Origin of the sequence: Candidatus Rhodobacter oscarellae, assembly GCF_001078595.1 — a bacterium.
In the GTDB taxonomy this organism is placed as follows: domain Bacteria; phylum Pseudomonadota; class Alphaproteobacteria; order Rhodobacterales; family Rhodobacteraceae; genus Rhodobacter_B; species Rhodobacter_B oscarellae.
Window position 1 is genome coordinate 1116082 of the sequence record NZ_LFTY01000002.1, and the last position, 16887, is coordinate 1132968.

Here is a 16887-nt window from a genome sequence, read left to right on the forward strand (position 1 = left end):
CCGGTGCGCGGCTGTACGCGTATACAACTGTTTTTGTGCTGCATGGCCAAAAAAATGCAGTGGGCGCTACCGGACAGCGATGTCGTATGCGTGCTTAGTAAGATTCAAACGCTTCCGCTATGGGCTCCGAGCCGACCTGCGGCGGTGTAGCGTTAAGTGTTGGAAGCGCGCCGCATGAAGGTCAGCTATTGCCAATGAGCCATGAGAGGCTGCACACGCGGCGAATGACCGGAATCCGCCCTCCCTGTCTGTGGGCGCCAGATTGTTGGAATTGGTCGGCGATCCCGCGATCGCGGGATCCCCTTTTTCATGCTTGGTGAGTGCTGTCAGCAGTGAAAGGGGCATAGAAACCCGCCCAAGGGGGCATAGTCGGCATGCCCGGAAGCCCGAAAAGGTGTCATAGTATGACACCTTTGGCCCAAAATTCCGATAGCAGATACTGAAACTCTTCCCCCTGGGTGGGGAGAATTATCAAGCGATATCAGGGAAATAGTGGCGGAGAGACAGGGATTCGAACCCTGGGATCCCGTGAAGGATCAACGGTTTTCGAGACCGCCCCGTTCGACCACTCCGGCACCTCTCCGCGAAGGGTCTGGCGGGCCGTTTAGGCCAAGCGCCGCGGCACTGCAACCGTTTTGGTGGCGCGGGGCGACGATTTATTGGCGCGGGCCCGCCGGCGAGGGGTGGTAGCGCTTGGAAGCGGGCCGCGATGCGCCTAAGTTCCCCCTAGACGTCGCTCAACGCAAAGGCCCCGCCATGCTTAGGTTTCTCGCCGCCGCCGCTCTTTCCGTCCTATCGGTCCTCGCGCCGCTGACCGCCGCGCGGGCGCAGAGCGTTGCGCCGATTGACACGCTCTACCGCGCGCTGGGTCTGCCGGAGATCGTCGAGATCATGCGCGAGGAGGGGCTTGGGCATGGCGCGGACATGCGCGCCGATCTGCTGGGCGGGGCAGGGGGCGCGCGCTGGGACGCGCTGGTCTCGGCCATCTACGACGCCGATCGCATGGCCGACACGCTGCGCAGCCGGATGGACATCGTGCTTGCCGCCGAGGATCTCGCGCCGATGATCGCCTTCTTCACCTCGGATCTGGGGCAAGAGATCATCGCGCTTGAGGTCTCCGCCCGCCGCGCCTTTCTGGAGCCCGATATCGAGCAGGCCAGCAAGGACGCCGTCGCCAGGATGGCCGCCGACCAGGACGCCCGCCTCACGCTGATCGAGGCGCTCACCGACAAGGCCGACCTGATCGACAGCAACGTCGTGGGCGCGCTGAATTCCAACTTTGCCTTCTATACGGGCCTCGCCGAGGGCGGCGGCCTTCCGGGCGCGCTGACCGAGGAGGAGATCCTGGCCGATGTCTGGAGCCAGGAGCCCGACATCCGCTCTGACACCACCGAGTGGCTGCTGTCCTACCTCACGCTGGCCTACGCGCCGCTGAGCGATGCCGAGCTGAACGCCTATATCGCCTTCTTCGAGACCGATGCGGGCGTGGCGCTGAACGAGGCCATCTTCGCCGCCTTCGACGAGATGTTCGTGGATATCAGCCGCGCCCTGGGCCAGGCGGCCGCGGGGTTCATGGTCGGCGAGGAGCTTTGAGCGCCGCACGGCCACGCCCCTGACCGGAGCGGGCGGTCTGTATTCGCCTGGTTACGTCCAGGCGGCCGAGCGGCGTACGGGCCTTTCCTGCCCGCACGCCGCTTGCGCGCTCACTCCGCCGCTTGCGCAGACGCCGCCGCCACGGCCGCAAAGGCCTCGTGCCCCTGGATCCGTCCCCACCAGCGCAGGATGTTGGCGTATTCGCCCAGCGGGTAGTGGCAGGGCTCGGCGTAGAACAGGATCATTGCGCAGGAGATATCCGCCAGCGTCAACGCGTCGCCCACCAGCCAGTCGCGCCCCGCCAGATGCCCCTCCAGCACGGCGGCGAATTTGTGGAAGTCCGGCGCCGCGGCGTCCAGGTCGATCTCGTGATTCCCGAACACATAGTAGCCGATGTATTTCGAGCAGGCCGGGGTCCAATGGGAGGCCTCCCAGAACTGCCAGCGCAGGATGTCATAGCGCGCGTCGCTGGCGGGCCAGAGGTCGCTCTTGGCGGCGGCGGCCATCTTGCACAGGATCGCGTTGGATTCCCAAAGCGCCGCGCCATCCTCCAGCGCAAGCGTCGGCGCGCGGCAGTTCGGGTTCAGCGCCTTGTACCAGTCGGAATACTGCTCTTGCTCGGCGTGGTTGAGCACCTGGACCGGCAGGTCAAGGCCCATCGCGGCATTGGCAAACAGCACTTTCTTGGAATGGGGCGAGGGGGGCAGGACGTAAAGTTTCATGTTGTACCTCATTAAATAACGATATGGTTAATTAATGAGGTCTGGCGCGCGATGTCAAGCAAAACGGACGCACCAAAGCGCCGCCCGGGGCTGCTGCTCCGGGCTGGGTGCCGCTGCTATTTGTTATGAGGACGCCAAAGTTTGGGGGTGGCGGCGCCGCCGATGTCACACAAGCGGGCCGGGGCCCGCCGGTTCCCGGGGTGTCAGCCCGGAGCGATCTGAACCGGCCCCAAAAGGGGCAGGAGCATGTGGGGGTGCGCGGGGTGTCAGGCCGCGCGGGGTCGTGCGCACGGGGGCTTTCTAGCGCGGCGGGGTTAACCCCGCCCTACCTCACCGCGCGCGGCATGGCCGGCGGCCACGCGCTCCAGCAGCGGGCGGAAATGCGCGAAACCCGGCGCCTTGTGGCCGGGGTCCTTGCCGATATCGTCCCAGATGCGCACCTACACGATGGCGTCGCGATGCGGGTTGGCCTCGAAGGCGGCGACCTCGTCGGCGCTCATGGGCCCGCCCTGGAGCCCCAGCGACAGCACAGAGGCATCGCTGAGCTGGTCCATATACGCCGGATCGGTGGCGCAGAGGTAGCGCTTGGCGGGCACGTGGTAGCGCACGCAGTCCACCACCAGCGGCGGGAAGAAATCGGCGATCACGCGGGCGCCAGCCTCCTCATGCGCCGTGTCGATGCCCTGCTCGGCGGCGTCGGTCTCGAACTCGTTGGTGAAATGCCCGATATCATGCAGCAGGGCCGCTGCGACGACCGCGTCGCTGGCGCCGGCCCGCTCGGCGCATTCGGCGCATTACAGCATGTGCTCCGAGATCGTCACCGGCTCGCCGATATACTCCTCCGCCCCGCGGCGGGCAAAGATGTCCTCGATGAAGGCGACGATGTTGCTGTGGTCCAGGGCGGCTAGATCGGGCTGCGCCATGGCGGGACCTTTCGGTCTGGGCTGGGTTTGGGCGGTTGCGGTCATGCTAGCGGGGCGGGCGAGATTGGACCAGACGGATTGACCTTCCCGCGCGGGTGCCGTTCACTGGCGGCAAAGGAGACAGCCAGCCATGCAGATGATCGGGCATAATAACGGACCCTCTATGGATCGCGGCGTCAGCTATCGCCGCCATGTCTGGACCAAGGCGCGGCGCGACCTGCTGCCGGTGCTGCCGCTGCCCGTGGTGCGCCGCCGCGTGGCGCGCGCCGCCGAGATCGGGCTGGACTACAAGACCTACGCCACCGTGCGCGCCACCACGGGGCGCGATGTGGTCGCCTTCTTGTTCTCAACCAACGCGTTGCGGCTGTTCCTTCAGGCGCAAAAGCTAGAGCGGGCGCGGGCCGAGAAGCTGGCCGCGATGCGCGATTGCGCCCGCAATGCGCTGGTCATCGGGCGGCTGGAGCCGCAGGAGATCTTGGCGCAGAACCCCGAATTGGACGATGCCTGCGCGGCCCCGCATGTGCATGGCTCCTGGTCGGAGGCGGCGGGCAGGATCGCGGCGGCGCGCGGCCGCCTCCCCGCCGAGGGGGTGCTGTTGGTGGGAGATACCGGCCTGGAACGCGACTGGTCTGTCGCCGGGCGGCTTGCGGGGTATATCGCGGCGGACCGGTATTTTTAGACCGGCACTGCCAATCACGGCATCCGACGCATGACTGACGGCTCTTGGCCTGGAGTGGCCAATGGGGCCCGCCAAATCTCTTGCAAGAGATTTGCACTTTCCTTCCAAGGAAAGTTGGGCCCGCTAGCGGACAAGCGGTGGCGCATAGCGGATCACTGCGGGGCGCGGCACAGAAACTCTTTCAAGAGTTTCGCAATTTTCTTGCAAGAAAATTGTGGTGCGCCAATCCCCGCCCCGGACCAATTCTGACCATGCGCGCCCAGGATATCGCCGCGGCAAGCGCGAGACTGACGGTCATCAACCATTCCACCGGACTGGGCCCCACGCGGCGTTGCGCCCCCTAGCGCTCACCCATTGGCTGCTGTACATCGCGGCAGACTCAGGAGACCCAAGTAAGATGGCGCACGGCGAGAGCACCCACTACCAGGACGCGGTGTCGAAGATCGAGGAGATCATCGACGATGCCCGCAACGGGCGCATGTATATCCTTGTGGACCACGAGGACCGCGAGAACGAGGGCGACATCTGCATCCCGGCGCAGATGTGCACGCCCGATGCGATCAACTTCATGGCCACCCACGGGCGCGGGCTGATCTGCCTGACGCTGACCGGCGAGCGCATCGACGCGCTGGGGCTGCCGCTGATGGCGTCGCATAACTCCTCGCGGCACGAGACCGCCTTCACCGTCTCCATCGAGGCGCGTGAGGGGGTCACCACGGGCATTAGCGCCGCCGACCGCGCGCGCTCGGTGGCCGTGGCCATCGACAGCAACGCGACCGGGGCGGATATCGCCACGCCGGGGCATATCTTTCCGCTGCGCGCCCGCGAGGGCGGCGTGCTGGTGCGCGCGGGGCACACCGAGGCGGCGGTGGACATCTCGCGGCTGGCGGGGCTGAACCCCTCCGGCGTGATCTGCGAGGTGATGAACGAGGACGGCACCATGGCGCGGCTGCCCGATCTGGTGGCCTTCGCGCAAAAGCACAACATCAAGATCGGCACGATCAGCGACCTGATCGCCTATCGCCGGCGCCACGACAACCTGGTGAAGGTCACGCAGGAGAACATCATCACCAGCGAGTATGGCGGCGACTGGAAGATGCGCATCTATACCGATGACACCCACGGCTCCGAGCATATCGTGCTGATCAAGGGCGACATCGAGGGCGACGACCCGGTGCTGGTGCGCATGCACACGCTGGACCCGATGCTGGACATGGTCGGCATTGGCGGGCCCGGGCGCACCGAGGAATTCGGCCACGCCATGCGCGAGATCGCCAAGGAGGGCCGCGGCGCGCTGGTTCTGTTGCGCGACACGAATATGAAGCTGTTGACCGAGGACGCGGCCTCGCCCGCGACCCTGCGCCAATACGGGCTGGGCGCGCAGATCCTGACCGCGCTGGGGCTGAGCGATTTGATCCTGTTGACGAACTCGCCCACGCCCAAGGTGGTGGGGTTGGAGAGCTATGGGCTCTCCATCGTGGGCACCCGCAAGATCCCGATGGAGTAGCGACATGGCTGCAAATGAAGAGCACTACACCCTGGCCGCGCCGGAGTTCGACAAACCGGTCAAGGTGCTGATCGCGGTGGCGCCCTATTACAAGGGCATCGCCGACCAGCTTGTGACGGGCGCGCGGGCGGCCTTGGAGGCCGCCGGTGCGACCCATGAGACCGTCGAGGTCCCCGGCGCGCTGGAGGTGCCGCAGGCGATCGCCCTGGCGCATCGGATGTCGAATTTCGATGGCTACGTGGCCCTGGGCTGCGTGATCCGCGGCGAGACCACGCATTACGACACGGTCTGCAATGACAGCTCGCGCGCGTTGACCCTGCTGGGCCTGCAGGGCGCGCCGGTGGGCAATGGCATCCTGACCGTCGAGAACCGCGCCCAGGCCGAGACCCGCGCCGAGGCGGCGGGCCAGAACAAGGGCGGCGGTGCCGCCGAGGCGGCGCTGCACCTGATCGCGCTGGCGCGCCAATGGGGCAGTCCTAAGGGCGGCGTCGGGTTCAAGCCCGGCGGCGGCGAGGGCAACAGCGATGAGAGCTTTCAGATCGCATGACCAAGACGGCTTCTAAGAAACAGATGAAATCCGCCGCGCGGCTCTACGCCGTTCAGGCGCTCTTTCAGATGGAGGCCGCGGGGCAGACCGTGGACGCCATCAAGCGCGAGTTTGAGGACCACCGCTTTGGTGAGGAGCACGACCTGGGCGACATGGCCGAGGGCAATGTGGGCCTGTTCCGCGCGCTCATGGAGGGCGCGGTGAACGAGCAGGCGCGCATTGACCAGCTGACCGACCGCGCCTTGGTGGCCAAGTGGCCCATCGCGCGGATCGACCCCACCCTGCGGGCGCTGTTTCGCGCCGCCGGGGCCGAGCTGGCCAGCGAGACCCCGCCGCGCGTGATCATCAGCGAGTTCGTGGACGTGGCCAAGGCGTTCTTCCCCGAGGGGCGCGAGCCGAAATTCGTCAACGCGGTGCTGGACCACATGGCGCGCGAGGCCCGGCCCGAGGCATTCGAATAGGCGTTGGTATTGGCCTGCAGTGAACCTTGGCGCGACGCAATTTTCTTGCAAGAAAATTGCGAAACTCTTGAAAGAGTTTCTTTGGCGCGCCCCGAATTGACCCCTTAAAAGCGACCGCACGCCGGTTTGCGGGGCCCACTTTCCGTGGAAGGAACGTGCAAATCTCTTGCAAGAGATTTGGCGCGTCCAAAGGCCCGCTACAGGCCAACCCCGCCGAGATTCGTGCTACTCTGCTCCAAGCATCTCCGTTGCCAGCCGGTACGTGGTCAGCTCTTCGGGCACCAGGATGTAGATCGCCTCTGGCGGCGTCACGAGGGCGTGCTGCATCAGCCCGGGCTCGACGCCCATCTCGATCAGATAGGCCATGACCTCGCCCTGGCCGCGCTGGATGTCCTCCACGGCCAGGAAGGCGGGCAGGGCGGTGTTCTCGCCGAAATAGTGCTGGTGCACGCCCACATAGGCGTCCTTATGCACCCGGCGCTCGGAGCCCGCGGCGAGGATATACGGGCAGGCGGAGAGGCAGACCTGACCGGCGCCCAGATTGGTCGCCACCTCGGCGTCCCTAAGGCGCTGCCCGATGGCCAGCGCGTCGCTCACCGAGCCGCCGGTGGAGTTCAGCCACACATTCACCGGCATCGCGCGGCCTCGCAGGTAATCGTCAAAGCGTTCTGCATCGCCAACCGCGATGGCGCCGGTCAGGGTCAGCGCGTCGCCGCTGCCTTCGAACAAAAGCCGCGAGGGCAGGTCGCTGACATCCGGCGCGTCCGGGCTCGTGGGCACCTGCCTGGGGTCGTAGCGGCGCATCTGGTCGCCGGGCGCCACGGGCTGGGTCAGGCGCGGCGCGGTGACCGAGGAGGCGCCGAGGCTGGGCAGGACCCGAAGGATGTCGCCCGAGAACAGGATCACCGCGATGGCGATCTGCCCAAGCAGGATCAGCTTAATCCCGCGCGCAACGTTCAGCCCGCCGCTTGCCTTTTCACTCATCGCTGGCGGCCTTGAAGGGCTTCACATTGCCCGGCGGCGCGGCGGTGCCGTCAGGGGCGCGGTGCAGCGCGTTCTCCACATCGCGCACCGCCGACAGCGCGGCGCGGAACTCGGCCATGGTAAGCGTGTCCTCGACGGTGGCGCGGCCGCGGCCCGAGCGGATCGCGGCCTGGGTGATGGCCACGATGAAGACCAGCACCATCGGCAGCAGGTCAATGGCAATCGCGCCGGCCCAGGAGGGCACGAAATTCTCGGCGTAAAGGATCACCGCATCGGCGGTGGAGATCGGCGTATAGGCCGTGTCGGGGGCGGGGGGCATCGCCATCACACCCTCGGCGGCGGTGCGCAGCGTGTCGGCGCGCTGGCCCAGCACGTTCAGCACCGACGTCACGGTGGCTTGCTGCTCGCCGCGCAGGGTCTCGACCTCGGGCAGCACCACAGAGGCCGACAGGTCCTGTGCGGCGCGCGCCACCAGGGGCGCCACAGAGAGCTGCCGCAGGGTGGTGATCACGCCCGAGAGCCGCACGGCCTCCTCCGCGAAAAGCACGCTGCGGGCCACGACGGGGCCGGGTTCGACGGTCAGGGCGCGCATCCGGCTGAGGATCAGGTTGCCCTCCTCGAAGGCGGCGCGCACCAGCGGGGCCTGGCTGGAGATCTGCGTCTCAAGGCCCTGAAGCTCCTCGGATTTCTGCCGCAGCAGGCGGAACACCGCGCCGCGCCCCGCCAGACCGGAGAGCTCGCCCGTGGCCTCCTGTTCAGAGAGGTCCTCGAAGCTTTGGCGCGCGCGGGCGATGTCGCGTTCCAGTCCCTGGGCCGACAGCGAGATCGTGTTGGCGCGCTCCAGCGCGGATTGGTAGTCTTGCACGGTGCGCGCCAGGTGCTGCTCGACCGCTGCCGCGCCCGCCAGCGCCGCCGCGTTCAGCCAGGACGACATCGCGATGATCGCCGCCGAACCTAGGAACATCGACAGGACCAGACCGATCCGCGCGCCCGCGCCGCGCACCGCGGGCAAGAGCCGCATCAGGTAGGACCAGAACACGAAGATGCCCACCGAGACCGCGATGGAATAGGCCATCGCGGCGAAAAAGCTGAGCGCGCCGTTGTCATCGAGGAGCGACGAGACGCCCAGATAGGTGTAGACCCCCGAGGCCACCGCCAGCACCGCCAGCGCCGCCGGCGTGAAGGCGTCCAGCCAGCCCAAATGGCCCTCGAGCTCCTGCGCATAGCGCACGCCCTGCGCCTCGGCTTCGGTCAGTTCTGTCTCGGCCATGGTCCTGGGCTCCCACCTTCTGCGCCCACCCTTATAAGGCGATGCGGGCGCGCGGGGGAGGGGGAATGCGGGATTGGCGGCGTTTTGCTGCCTAGCGAGGCGCGTCTAGCGGCGGGAAAGGTAAGAGATCAGGCCAAGCTGGCGCGCTGAGGCGGCGCTGAGCAGCGCCGAATCGAGCCCCTGGTGCTGCTGGAAAGCGCGCACCGCGCGGCGGGTCCTGGGCGTCAACTCGCCATTGATCGGGCCGCTGTAATGACCACGCGCCTCAAGCGCGCGCTGCAGGCTGGCCACGAAGGGTCCGGTTAGATCGGCCTCGCAGAGCGCCTCAAAGACCTGCTCCTGGCGATCCTGCACGATCACCTGACGGGTCACGGTGCGGTACGTGGCGGGGTAGATCACGCTGCCATCGGCGGCGATCTGAGCGGGCTGCACCAGGTTATGCTCGGTCACCGTTTGGATCACGGCGGGGGTGAAGTCCTGGGCAAAGCAGGCGCCGGTCTCGCGGTCGGGCAGCGAGATCTGCCCGCTGGGATCGTTGGCGCGGCCGACCTGCGGCGCGCGGTTGTCGGGCAGGGAGACGTCAGTGCAGGCGCTGAGAACGGCTAAGCACGCGGCCCCCAAAAGGGGCGCGCTCCTCCGTCCTTGCGGGCGTCCTCGCGGCATGTCGCTGTGCAATGTCATCCTGCTCGTGCCTCTTTGGGCCTTGATTATTTGGAAACATAGCGGATTTTGTTGCGATGGGAAAGACCTTGGCGTTTTGTAAGGTCCGCAGGCGTTGGGTGGCTTTGGCTAGGAGCGGGTTTTGGACGTCACAATTTTCTTGCAAGAAAATTGCGAAACTCTTGCAAGAGTTTCTGTGGCGCGACACGAGATGATCCGTCTAGGGCGATCTCTTGGCCGCTTGCGAGCCCAACTTTCCTTGGAAGGAAAGTGCAAATCTCTTGCAAGAGATTTGGCGTGCCCAAAGGACCGCTGGAGGCCAAAACCACTTCAAGAGATCCAATTCAAAGCCCCGAGAGTTGCCGACACCACTAGCGGAGGAACACGGCTTAGAGATCGCCGAGCGAGATTGGGACGGGCTCGACGCCGTCGGAGCTGTCCGGCAGGTCGATCCCTCCCAATGCGGGGGGCTCAGCCCCGGCATCGGTCGGTAGGTCGATGCCGCCGAGGGCTGGCGGGTCGCCACCGGGCAGGTCTATCCCGCCCAGCGATGGGCCTGTGTCGATATCTCCGGGCAGGTCAATGCCACCGAGCGGCGGCGGTTCCGCTGCGCCGAGCGGTGCGGGCGGCGGCGGCGCCGCTGGCGGCAAGGCCGCGAGCCCCATGTCTTGCGCGGCCGATATCGCGAGCGCGTCCAACGCGCTAGGCTCGGACAGGTTGTCCGCATCGGCGCCCATGATGACGCGCACCGCCCGAAACGGCCCGGCCCGGCCCATCTTGGCGCGCGTCACCTTCTTTCCGGAGGCGCCATAGAGCATCAAATTGTTTAACGCCGCACCCTCAAGCGGCACAACGTCCCCGGGCGACCAGTTGGTGACCTCGGCCAGCGAGACCTTGGTGCGGCAGATCACGGCGTCGATGCGCGCCGAGGTCCCCATAACGGCCTTCTCCAGTGAGGCGGACCATTCCTCGGCGCTTTTGACGGCGGAGGGGATCTCTTTACGGCTGTTGGGAAAGATCAGGATCATCTGTCCGACCTTCGCCCCCAGCCCGAAATCCAGGGTCACGCGGTAGCGCCGATGCGTGGCGTCTGGCAGCACCATCTGCGCGGCGCGGGGGTCGTCCAGGCGTTCCTCTGTGTGGAAGCCTTCGACGGGGGGCCTTTCCTCGCAGGTCTCCGCAAATTCGCCAAATTTGACTAAAAAACTATCCAAAAAAGCACCGACCAGCGCCGCATCGGTGCGCGTTGGCGCGCGTTCTGGCGCCTCAACCGGGAGCACCGTGCCCATGGTCGAGGCCTCAATCACCGCGCCGACGGTTTGCTGGCAGCAAATCGCGACACCGTTATTGCCAAGCTCGTCCTCTATTCGCACCAGGAGTGGGTTGTCTGGCAATCCCTCGGGCAGATCGTCTGGCAGCAGGGTGCCCTCGGAGACCTCGCGCACGCCCACAGGGGTTTCGAGCACGTTGTCACCGGCCTTGGCCATAGCAAAGCGCATCGCCTTGGCGGTGTCCATCGCTGATGGACCCACGGCGGATGCGCGTGCGCTCGCCTTGCGGCGCAGAACTGACTGGTCTGCCTCTTCTGTCATCCAGCTCGACTCGAGTACGGTTTGCAAACCATTGGTGGCAGATCGAAATTACCAAAGCCTTACCGGTTCTGGCCCGGGGCGTCATTCGGCGGCTTGTGCTTCTCTTTGTGGCAGGATCACGCGGAATGCGGTGCCGGCCTCGCTGGGCTGGTAGGAAATGCTGCCGCCCAGCTTGCCCATGATCTCGCGGCAGATCGCCAGGCCAAGACCGGCGCCGCCGGCCTGGGATTTGTCGGACAGGCGGGAGAACTTCTCGAAGATCACCGCCTCGCTTTCGCGCGGGATGCCCGCGCCATTGTCGACAAAATCCACATGCACGCCGCCGCCATCGCCAGCCTGGGTGACTGAGATGCGAAGCTCTGGGGCCTCGGCGGTGCAGTATTTCTGCGCGTTGGTGATCAGGTTGATGAAGACCTGCGACAGGCGGTCGGCATCGGTGGTAAACGCTATGCTTTCGGCGTCTGGGTCGCGCAGTACGTTCAGCCGCGGCTGGCCTTCCATCGAGGTGGTCGCCGCCACCGCGCGCTCTAGGATGTCGTGCAGATCCGCGTCCTGCCAGTTCAGCGTGACCTGCCCGTTTTCCAACACGCTGAGGTCCAGCAGGTCGTCCAGCAGGCGCGTCAGGCGCTTTGCCTCGTCATGGATGATGCTGGAGAAGCGGCTCTGCTCGGCCTCCTGCGTGGACCCGGCCATCAGGATCTCCGAGAAGGCGCGGATGGAGGTCATCGGCGTGCGCAGCTCGTGGCTGATCTGGCTCAGGAAGGCGTCCTTTTGGATCGAAAGCGCGGTCAGCTTCTCGTTGGCTTCGCGCAGCTGCGTGGCGGTGCGTTCTAGCTCCTGCGATTGCTCCTGCAGGCGCAGCGAGTATTCCATGATCTGCGCGGTCTCGTCGGCCACCGCCAATAGGTCCTCCATCGACACCGCCGAGCCGCCCACGATCTGGCTGATCATCGCGTGGGCGGTGGCCGCGCCGACCGAGCTGGCCAATTCGCGCTCGAGGGTCTCCAGGAATTCCGGGGTGATGTCGGCATAGTCGCCGGACTTGCCCTGCACGGCGGCGGCGGTGCGGAACAGCGCCTGCGCCTCCTTGGAGCCAAGGATGCGCTGCGACATGATCAGCAGGTCCTCGGCCTCCGCCGCGCCGCCCGACCAGCCGCGCGGGTTGGCGGAATGCTCGAACACGTTGACGAATTGCGCGCCCTGCAACCGCTCTAGGGGGCGCGGGAAGCTGAACAGCGAGCCGACGATGAACGCGGCGGTGTTCAGCAAGATCGACCAGAGCACCGCATGCACCAGCGGGTCGATCCCCTCCATCCCCAAAAGCGCCTGCGGGCGCAGTGCCGCGATGCCGAACGGTCCCTGGGCCAGGAAGGTCTCGGACATTATGAACGTGCCGCCGAAGCTTGGGAGAAAGAGCGTATAGGCCCAAACGGAGAAGCCCAGGATCAGACCCGCCGCCGCGCCGACGCGCGTCGCCCCGCGCCAGAAGATCCCGCCCAGCATGGCGGGCAGCACCTGCGCCAGGCCCGCAAAGGCGATCAGCCCGATCGCCGCCAGGGCGCCGGTGCCGCCGGTGAACAGGAAGTACAGGTAGCCCAGCGCCAGGATCGCGCCGATGGACACCCGCCGCGAGACCATCACCACCTGCCGCACATCGCCCGACACCACCGCGCCGGGGTCGCCCGCGCGCAGCCAGATCGGCATCACGATATGGTTCGACACCATCGTCGACAGCGCAATCGCGGCCACGATCACCATCGATGTCGCCGAGGAGAACCCGCCCAGGAAGGCCAGCAAGGCCAGGCGCTCTTCGCCAAGCGCCAGCGGCAGCGTCAGCACGTAGAGGTCCGGGTTGCCCTCCGGCAGGGTCTGCAGCCCCACCACCGCGATGGGCACCACAAAGAGGCTCATCAGAAAGAGGTAGCCCGGGAAGGCCCAGCTTGCGACGGCGACGTGGCGCTCGTCGGCGTTCTCGACCACCATGACTTGGAACATGCGCGGCAGGCACAGAAACGCCGCCGCGGCCAGGAAGATCAGCGTCGCCCAGCGGGCGCCGTCGGGCTGCCAGGCGGCGATGCGGGAGGCCTCGGTGCGCGCCAGGATGTCCGCCGGGCCGCTGGCGACGCCCCAGACCACAAAGATGCCCACCGCCAAGAGCGCGATCAGCTTCACCGCCGCCTCCAGCGCGATGGCGGTGACGACGCCGGGGTGGCGCTCGTTGGTGTCCAGGCGGCGGGTGCCGAAGAGGATGGTAAAGAAGGCCAGCCCGGCGGCCACGATCAGCGCCGTGGTCTGCAGGTCCTCGGGGTTCAGCGTCGTGCCCTCGTCGGCGGCCAGGACCGCGAAGGAAAGGGTCACCGATTGCAGCTGCAGCGCGATGTAAGGCGTGGTGCCCACCACCGCCAGCACGGTGACCACCACGCCCAGCAGGTTGGACTTGCCATAGCGGCTAGAGATCAGGTCGGCGATGGAGGTGATGCGCTGCGTGCGCCCGATGCGCACCAGCTTGCGCACGACCCACCACCAGCCGATCATCACCAGCGTCGGCCCAAGATAGATCGTCACGAACTCCAGCCCCGAGCGCACCGCGTATCCCACCGCGCCGTAAAAGGTCCAGGCGGTGCAGTAGATCGACAGCGAGAGGGTGTAGATCAGCGGCGAGCGCAGCCAGTTGACCTCGGCGCGTTGGGCGCGCTGCTCGGCGGCGAAGGCCACGGCGAACAGGATCGCCACATAGCCAAGGCAGACCCCGACAAGGACATCAAAGCCGATCACTGCGGCGGGCCTTCTTCGGGCTCGTCGTCGTCAAAATGCGACAGCCAACGGACCAGGCCCGCCGAGAGCGCGATCAGACCGGCCCAGGCCGCGAACAGGTAAAGCCCGCCCCAGGCGGTCGAGCCGCCGGTGGCGTCGCTGCCGTTGATCGCAAGCAGCGGCAGCAGGAACAGGATGAAGCCCAGAAACGGCAGCAGCCGGATGGCGTCGATCAGCCTGCGCCGCCTGTAGCTGCGCCGCTCCAGGTAGACGGGTGGCTGCGGCGGGCGGCTCATGCCTCGGTGAGGGCCCGCACCGTGTCGAGCACCTCGGCGTTCGAGAACGGCTTGGTCATGAAACGGCTGGCGCCATAGCGCTCGGCCAGCTCGCGGTCGCGCTTTTGCCCGCGGGCGGTGAGCATCAGCACGGGCAGGGCCTCTGTGGCCTCGGCGGCGCGCAGGTCCTGCAGGATGTCAAAGCCCGAGCGGTTGGGCAGCATCACGTCCAGGATCACCACGTCGGGCGCGCGGCGCTCTACCTCGGCCACCGCCGTGGCCCCATCGGCATGGGTGTCCACGGTCCAGCCGTCCCGCGACAGGATAAAGCTGATCGCCTGGATGATGTTGGGTTCATCCTCGATCAAGAGCACGCGCTTGGCCATGCCTTGGTTCCCCTCCCAGGCCGCTTGTGGCCTCATTCTGCTGACTATTGCCGAAGGGGTGGCGCGTGTCAAAACCGTTCGCGCAGGCCCCGCGTGGCGCGGGTTGCAAATGTCAAAAGGCGGGCTTGGCGGCGATCCGGTGGAACTGCGATATGGGTGCCCCGTCGCGGGGGCAAAACACAGGTCCATCACGGGCCTCGTGAGCGGTCCTTGGCCCATAGCGATTGCGCTCCTGGGGCCTGAAAACCAATGTGGTCCCCCTGGCAGACGCTGCTTGGTATGAACTGCTGCGACCAGCAATCACGGGCGGCGCGGCGCGTGGCAATTGTCTGACATTTTCCTTGACCAAGAACAAAATCGCCGCTTTAGTCGGTGCAAAAGATTACACTCCCAACGCTTGAATAGCCCGCTCCTAAGCGGGATCGCCATTTTGCACGCGTGAACTAACTATTGGAGGAGACCCTATGAATTTACGTCCCGATCCGACATTCTATCCGTCACCCAAGGACGCGATAGAGGCCCCGGCAGAGACCTATGCCTTCACGCTGATGTTCAGCCCCGATGCCAGCCAGCCCGACGGCCTGGCGGTGGTGAATGTGGACCCAAGCTCGGCGCAATATGGCAAGGTCGTGCATCAGGTGATCATGCCCAACAAGGGCGACGAGTTTCACCATTTCGGTTGGAACGCCTGTTCCTCCTCGCTGTCGCCCCTGTCGGGGCATGCCTTCCTGGAGCGGCGCTATCTGATCATCCCGGGCATCCGGTCCAGCCGGATCTACATCATCGACGTCAAGGACCCGCTGAACGCCAAGATCCACAAGACCATCGAGCCCGAGGAGGTCTTTGCCAAGACCGGCTATTCGCGCCCGCACACGATCCATTGCGGGCCGGAGGGGATCTATGTCTCGACGCTGGGCGGGGCAGGCGCGGACGGCACCGACGGCCCTCCGGGCATCTTCATCCTGGATTGCGAGACCTTCGAGATCCTGGGCCGCTACGAGATGGACCGCGGCGTGCAGGACAAGCATTATGACTTCTGGTGGAACCTGCCGCGCGACTACATGGTCTCCAGCGAATGGGGCCTGCCGCCGCAATTCGAGAACGGCTTGGTGCCCGAGGACCTCTTGAGCAACAAATACGGCCACTCGATCCACTTCTGGGACCTGCGCGACCGCAAGAACGTGCAGACGATAGACCTGGGCGAGAACCACCAGATGGCGCTGGAGATCCGCCCCGCCCATGACCCCGCCAAGAAGCATGGCTTTTGCGGGGTGGTGGTGGACACCACGAACCTTGAGGGCGCGATCTTCACCTGGTGGCAGAAAGATGACGGCACGTTCGAGGCCAAAAAGACCATCACGATCCCGCCGCAGCCCGCCGAGGCGGACGATCTGCCCGAGATGCTCAAGGGGTTCGGCGCGGTGCCCGCGCTGGTCACCGATATCGACCTCAGCATGGACGACAAGTATCTCTACGTGGCCTGCTGGGGGCAGGGCGAGATGCACCAGTATGACGTCAGCGACCCGATGAACCCGGTGCTGGCGGGCAAGGTCGAGATCGGCGGCATCGTCAAGCAGACGGCGCATCCCAACGGCAAGGCCTTCGGCTACGGGCCGCAGATGGTCGAGATCAGCCGCGACGGCAAGCGCGTCTACTGGACGAACTCGCTCTATTCGGCCTGGGACGACCAGTTCTATCCCGGCGACCGCGGCGCGGCGATGGTGATGGCCAAGGCCGAGAACGGCGGGTTCGAGCTGGACCCGGATTTCTGGGTGGAGTTCCCGGACGGCTATCGCAGCCACCAGATCCGGCTCGAGGGCGGCGACTGCTCGACGGACAGCTTCTGCTACCCCTCGGTCTAGCCCTTGGGCGACTGGATGAACACGGCGGCGGGCCTTTGGCTCGCCGTTTTTGCCTCTGGGCTCTATCACGGGCTGAACCCGGGCATGGGCTGGCCGCTGGCGGTCTCGGCGGCGCTTTTTGAGCAAAGGCAAAGCGCGCTATGGCGGGCGCTGGCCGCGCTTGGCGTGGGGCATCTGCTGGCGATGATTGGCATCCTGCTGCCGTTTGGCGCGATGTATCTGCTGGTGGATTACCAACGCGAGATCCGCCTGGCGGCGGGGGCTGTGGTGATCGCCATGGGGGCCTATCTGGTGATCAATCGGCGCCATCCGCGCTTTTTGAGCCGGGTGAAGCCCTCGCGCCTGGCGCTCTGGTCCTTCCTGGTGGCCACGGCGCATGGGGCGGGGCTGATGCTGGTGCCGATCTACCTGGGGCTCTGCCGGGTGGAGGAGCTGGATGCCGGGCACCAGGCGGCCTATGAGCTGATGAGCCGCAACATCCTGATCGCGCTGCTGGTGGCTTTGCTGCACACGGTCGCGATGATCGGCTCCGGCGGGGCGGTGGCCTGGGCGGTGCATCGCTATTTGGGGCTGAGGTTCCTCAAGCAGGGCTGGTTCAACCTGGATCTGGTCTGGGCTTTCAGCCTGATCCTTGTTGGGGTGGTGGGGATCTGGGCTGCGCTGTGACCGCCG

The 16887-nt window shown here is 66.1% G+C and carries 17 protein-coding genes, 1 tRNA gene and 1 pseudogene; 7 read left to right on the plus strand and 12 right to left on the minus strand.

Annotated features, from left to right (window positions below; translation table 11 throughout):
- Positions 1–493: 493 nt before the first annotated feature.
- Positions 494–583, minus strand: a tRNA-Ser gene (locus tag AIOL_RS10330).
- Between the two features lie 173 nt (positions 584–756).
- Between AIOL_RS10330 and AIOL_RS10335 the strand changes: the two genes are divergently transcribed.
- The gene (locus AIOL_RS10335) at positions 757–1593 is read left to right on the plus strand and encodes a DUF2059 domain-containing protein (RefSeq protein ID WP_049642906.1); all 837 of its coding nucleotides are present in this window, start codon (positions 757–759) and stop codon (positions 1591–1593) included.
- Between the two features lie 110 nt (positions 1594–1703).
- On the opposite strand, the gene AIOL_RS10340 is transcribed toward AIOL_RS10335, so the two are convergent.
- The 4 genes and pseudogenes from AIOL_RS10340 to AIOL_RS26235 form a co-directional block, all read right to left on the minus strand.
- The gene (locus tag AIOL_RS10340) at positions 1704–2315 is read right to left on the minus strand and encodes a glutathione S-transferase family protein (RefSeq protein ID WP_049642907.1); all 612 of its coding nucleotides are present in this window, start codon (positions 2313–2315) and stop codon (positions 1704–1706) included.
- A gap of 314 nt (positions 2316–2629) precedes the next feature.
- Positions 2630–2755, minus strand: a complete 126-nt coding sequence (locus AIOL_RS26225) for a hypothetical protein (RefSeq protein ID WP_326973100.1) — start codon at positions 2753–2755, stop codon at positions 2630–2632.
- Positions 2756–3091, minus strand: a pseudogene (locus AIOL_RS26230) (HD domain-containing protein); the annotation flags it as partial.
- A gap of 18 nt (positions 3092–3109) precedes the next feature.
- Positions 3110–3238, minus strand: coding sequence for a hypothetical protein (locus AIOL_RS26235; RefSeq protein ID WP_326973101.1), 129 nt, complete (start codon positions 3236–3238; stop codon positions 3110–3112).
- Positions 3239–3368: 130 nt separating this feature from the next.
- Between AIOL_RS26235 and AIOL_RS10350 the strand changes: the two genes are divergently transcribed.
- The 4 genes from AIOL_RS10350 to nusB all read left to right on the plus strand — a co-directional run bounded on the left by AIOL_RS10350 (position 3369) and on the right by nusB (position 6432).
- Complete coding sequence (locus tag AIOL_RS10350) at positions 3369–3917, plus strand: hypothetical protein (protein WP_152912474.1); 549 nt, start codon at positions 3369–3371, stop codon at positions 3915–3917.
- Between the two features lie 397 nt (positions 3918–4314).
- On the plus strand, positions 4315–5424 hold the full coding sequence (gene ribB, locus AIOL_RS10355; protein ID WP_049642908.1) for a 3,4-dihydroxy-2-butanone-4-phosphate synthase: 1110 nt from the start codon (positions 4315–4317) through the stop codon (positions 5422–5424).
- 4 nt (positions 5425–5428) lie between these two features.
- Entirely contained in the window at positions 5429–5971 is a 543-nt protein-coding gene (locus AIOL_RS10360; RefSeq protein WP_049642909.1) for a 6,7-dimethyl-8-ribityllumazine synthase, read from the plus strand.
- Positions 5968–6432: a transcription antitermination factor NusB gene (gene nusB, locus AIOL_RS10365; protein WP_049642910.1), complete on the plus strand. Its 465-nt coding sequence runs from the start codon at positions 5968–5970 to the stop codon at positions 6430–6432. The genes AIOL_RS10360 and nusB overlap by 4 nt, the downstream gene beginning before the upstream one ends.
- Before the next feature lie 225 nt (positions 6433–6657).
- Here the strand turns inward: nusB and AIOL_RS10370 are convergent, their stop codons facing one another.
- From AIOL_RS10370 to AIOL_RS10400, 7 genes are all read right to left on the minus strand, one after another.
- A complete protein-coding gene (locus tag AIOL_RS10370; protein WP_049642911.1) occupies positions 6658–7416 on the minus strand; it encodes a COG3904 family protein in 759 nt (252 codons plus the stop codon).
- Positions 7409–8686: a hypothetical protein gene (locus AIOL_RS10375; RefSeq protein ID WP_049642912.1), complete on the minus strand. Its 1278-nt coding sequence runs from the start codon at positions 8684–8686 to the stop codon at positions 7409–7411. Before AIOL_RS10375 ends, AIOL_RS10370 begins: the two co-directional genes overlap by 8 nt.
- 105 nt (positions 8687–8791) lie before the next feature.
- Positions 8792–9307, minus strand: coding sequence for a peptidoglycan-binding domain-containing protein (locus tag AIOL_RS10380; protein ID WP_053101238.1), 516 nt, complete (start codon positions 9305–9307; stop codon positions 8792–8794).
- Between the two features lie 428 nt (positions 9308–9735).
- A complete protein-coding gene (locus AIOL_RS10385) occupies positions 9736–10938 on the minus strand; it encodes a FliM/FliN family flagellar motor switch protein (protein ID WP_082152527.1) in 1203 nt (400 codons plus the stop codon).
- Between the two features lie 81 nt (positions 10939–11019).
- Positions 11020–13710: an ATP-binding protein gene (locus tag AIOL_RS10390; RefSeq protein ID WP_049645379.1), complete on the minus strand. Its 2691-nt coding sequence runs from the start codon at positions 13708–13710 to the stop codon at positions 11020–11022.
- Positions 13710–13988 carry a hypothetical protein gene (locus tag AIOL_RS10395; RefSeq protein WP_049642914.1) on the minus strand — a complete coding sequence of 93 codons (279 nt, stop codon included), beginning with the start codon at positions 13986–13988 and terminating at the stop codon, positions 13710–13712. Before AIOL_RS10395 ends, AIOL_RS10390 begins: the two co-directional genes overlap by 1 nt.
- Positions 13985–14353 carry a response regulator transcription factor gene (locus tag AIOL_RS10400; RefSeq protein WP_049642915.1) on the minus strand — a complete coding sequence of 123 codons (369 nt, stop codon included), beginning with the start codon at positions 14351–14353 and terminating at the stop codon, positions 13985–13987. Before AIOL_RS10400 ends, AIOL_RS10395 begins: the two co-directional genes overlap by 4 nt.
- A gap of 464 nt (positions 14354–14817) precedes the next feature.
- Here AIOL_RS10400 and AIOL_RS10405 point away from each other — a divergent pair, with 464 nt between their 5' ends.
- Together AIOL_RS10405 and AIOL_RS10410 are read left to right on the plus strand one after the other, a co-directional pair.
- Entirely contained in the window at positions 14818–16215 is a 1398-nt protein-coding gene (locus AIOL_RS10405) for a selenium-binding protein SBP56-related protein (protein ID WP_049642916.1), read from the plus strand.
- A 15-nt stretch (positions 16216–16230) separates the two neighbouring features.
- Complete coding sequence (locus AIOL_RS10410; protein ID WP_082152528.1) at positions 16231–16881, plus strand: hypothetical protein; 651 nt, start codon at positions 16231–16233, stop codon at positions 16879–16881.
- Positions 16882–16887 lie beyond the last annotated feature (6 nt).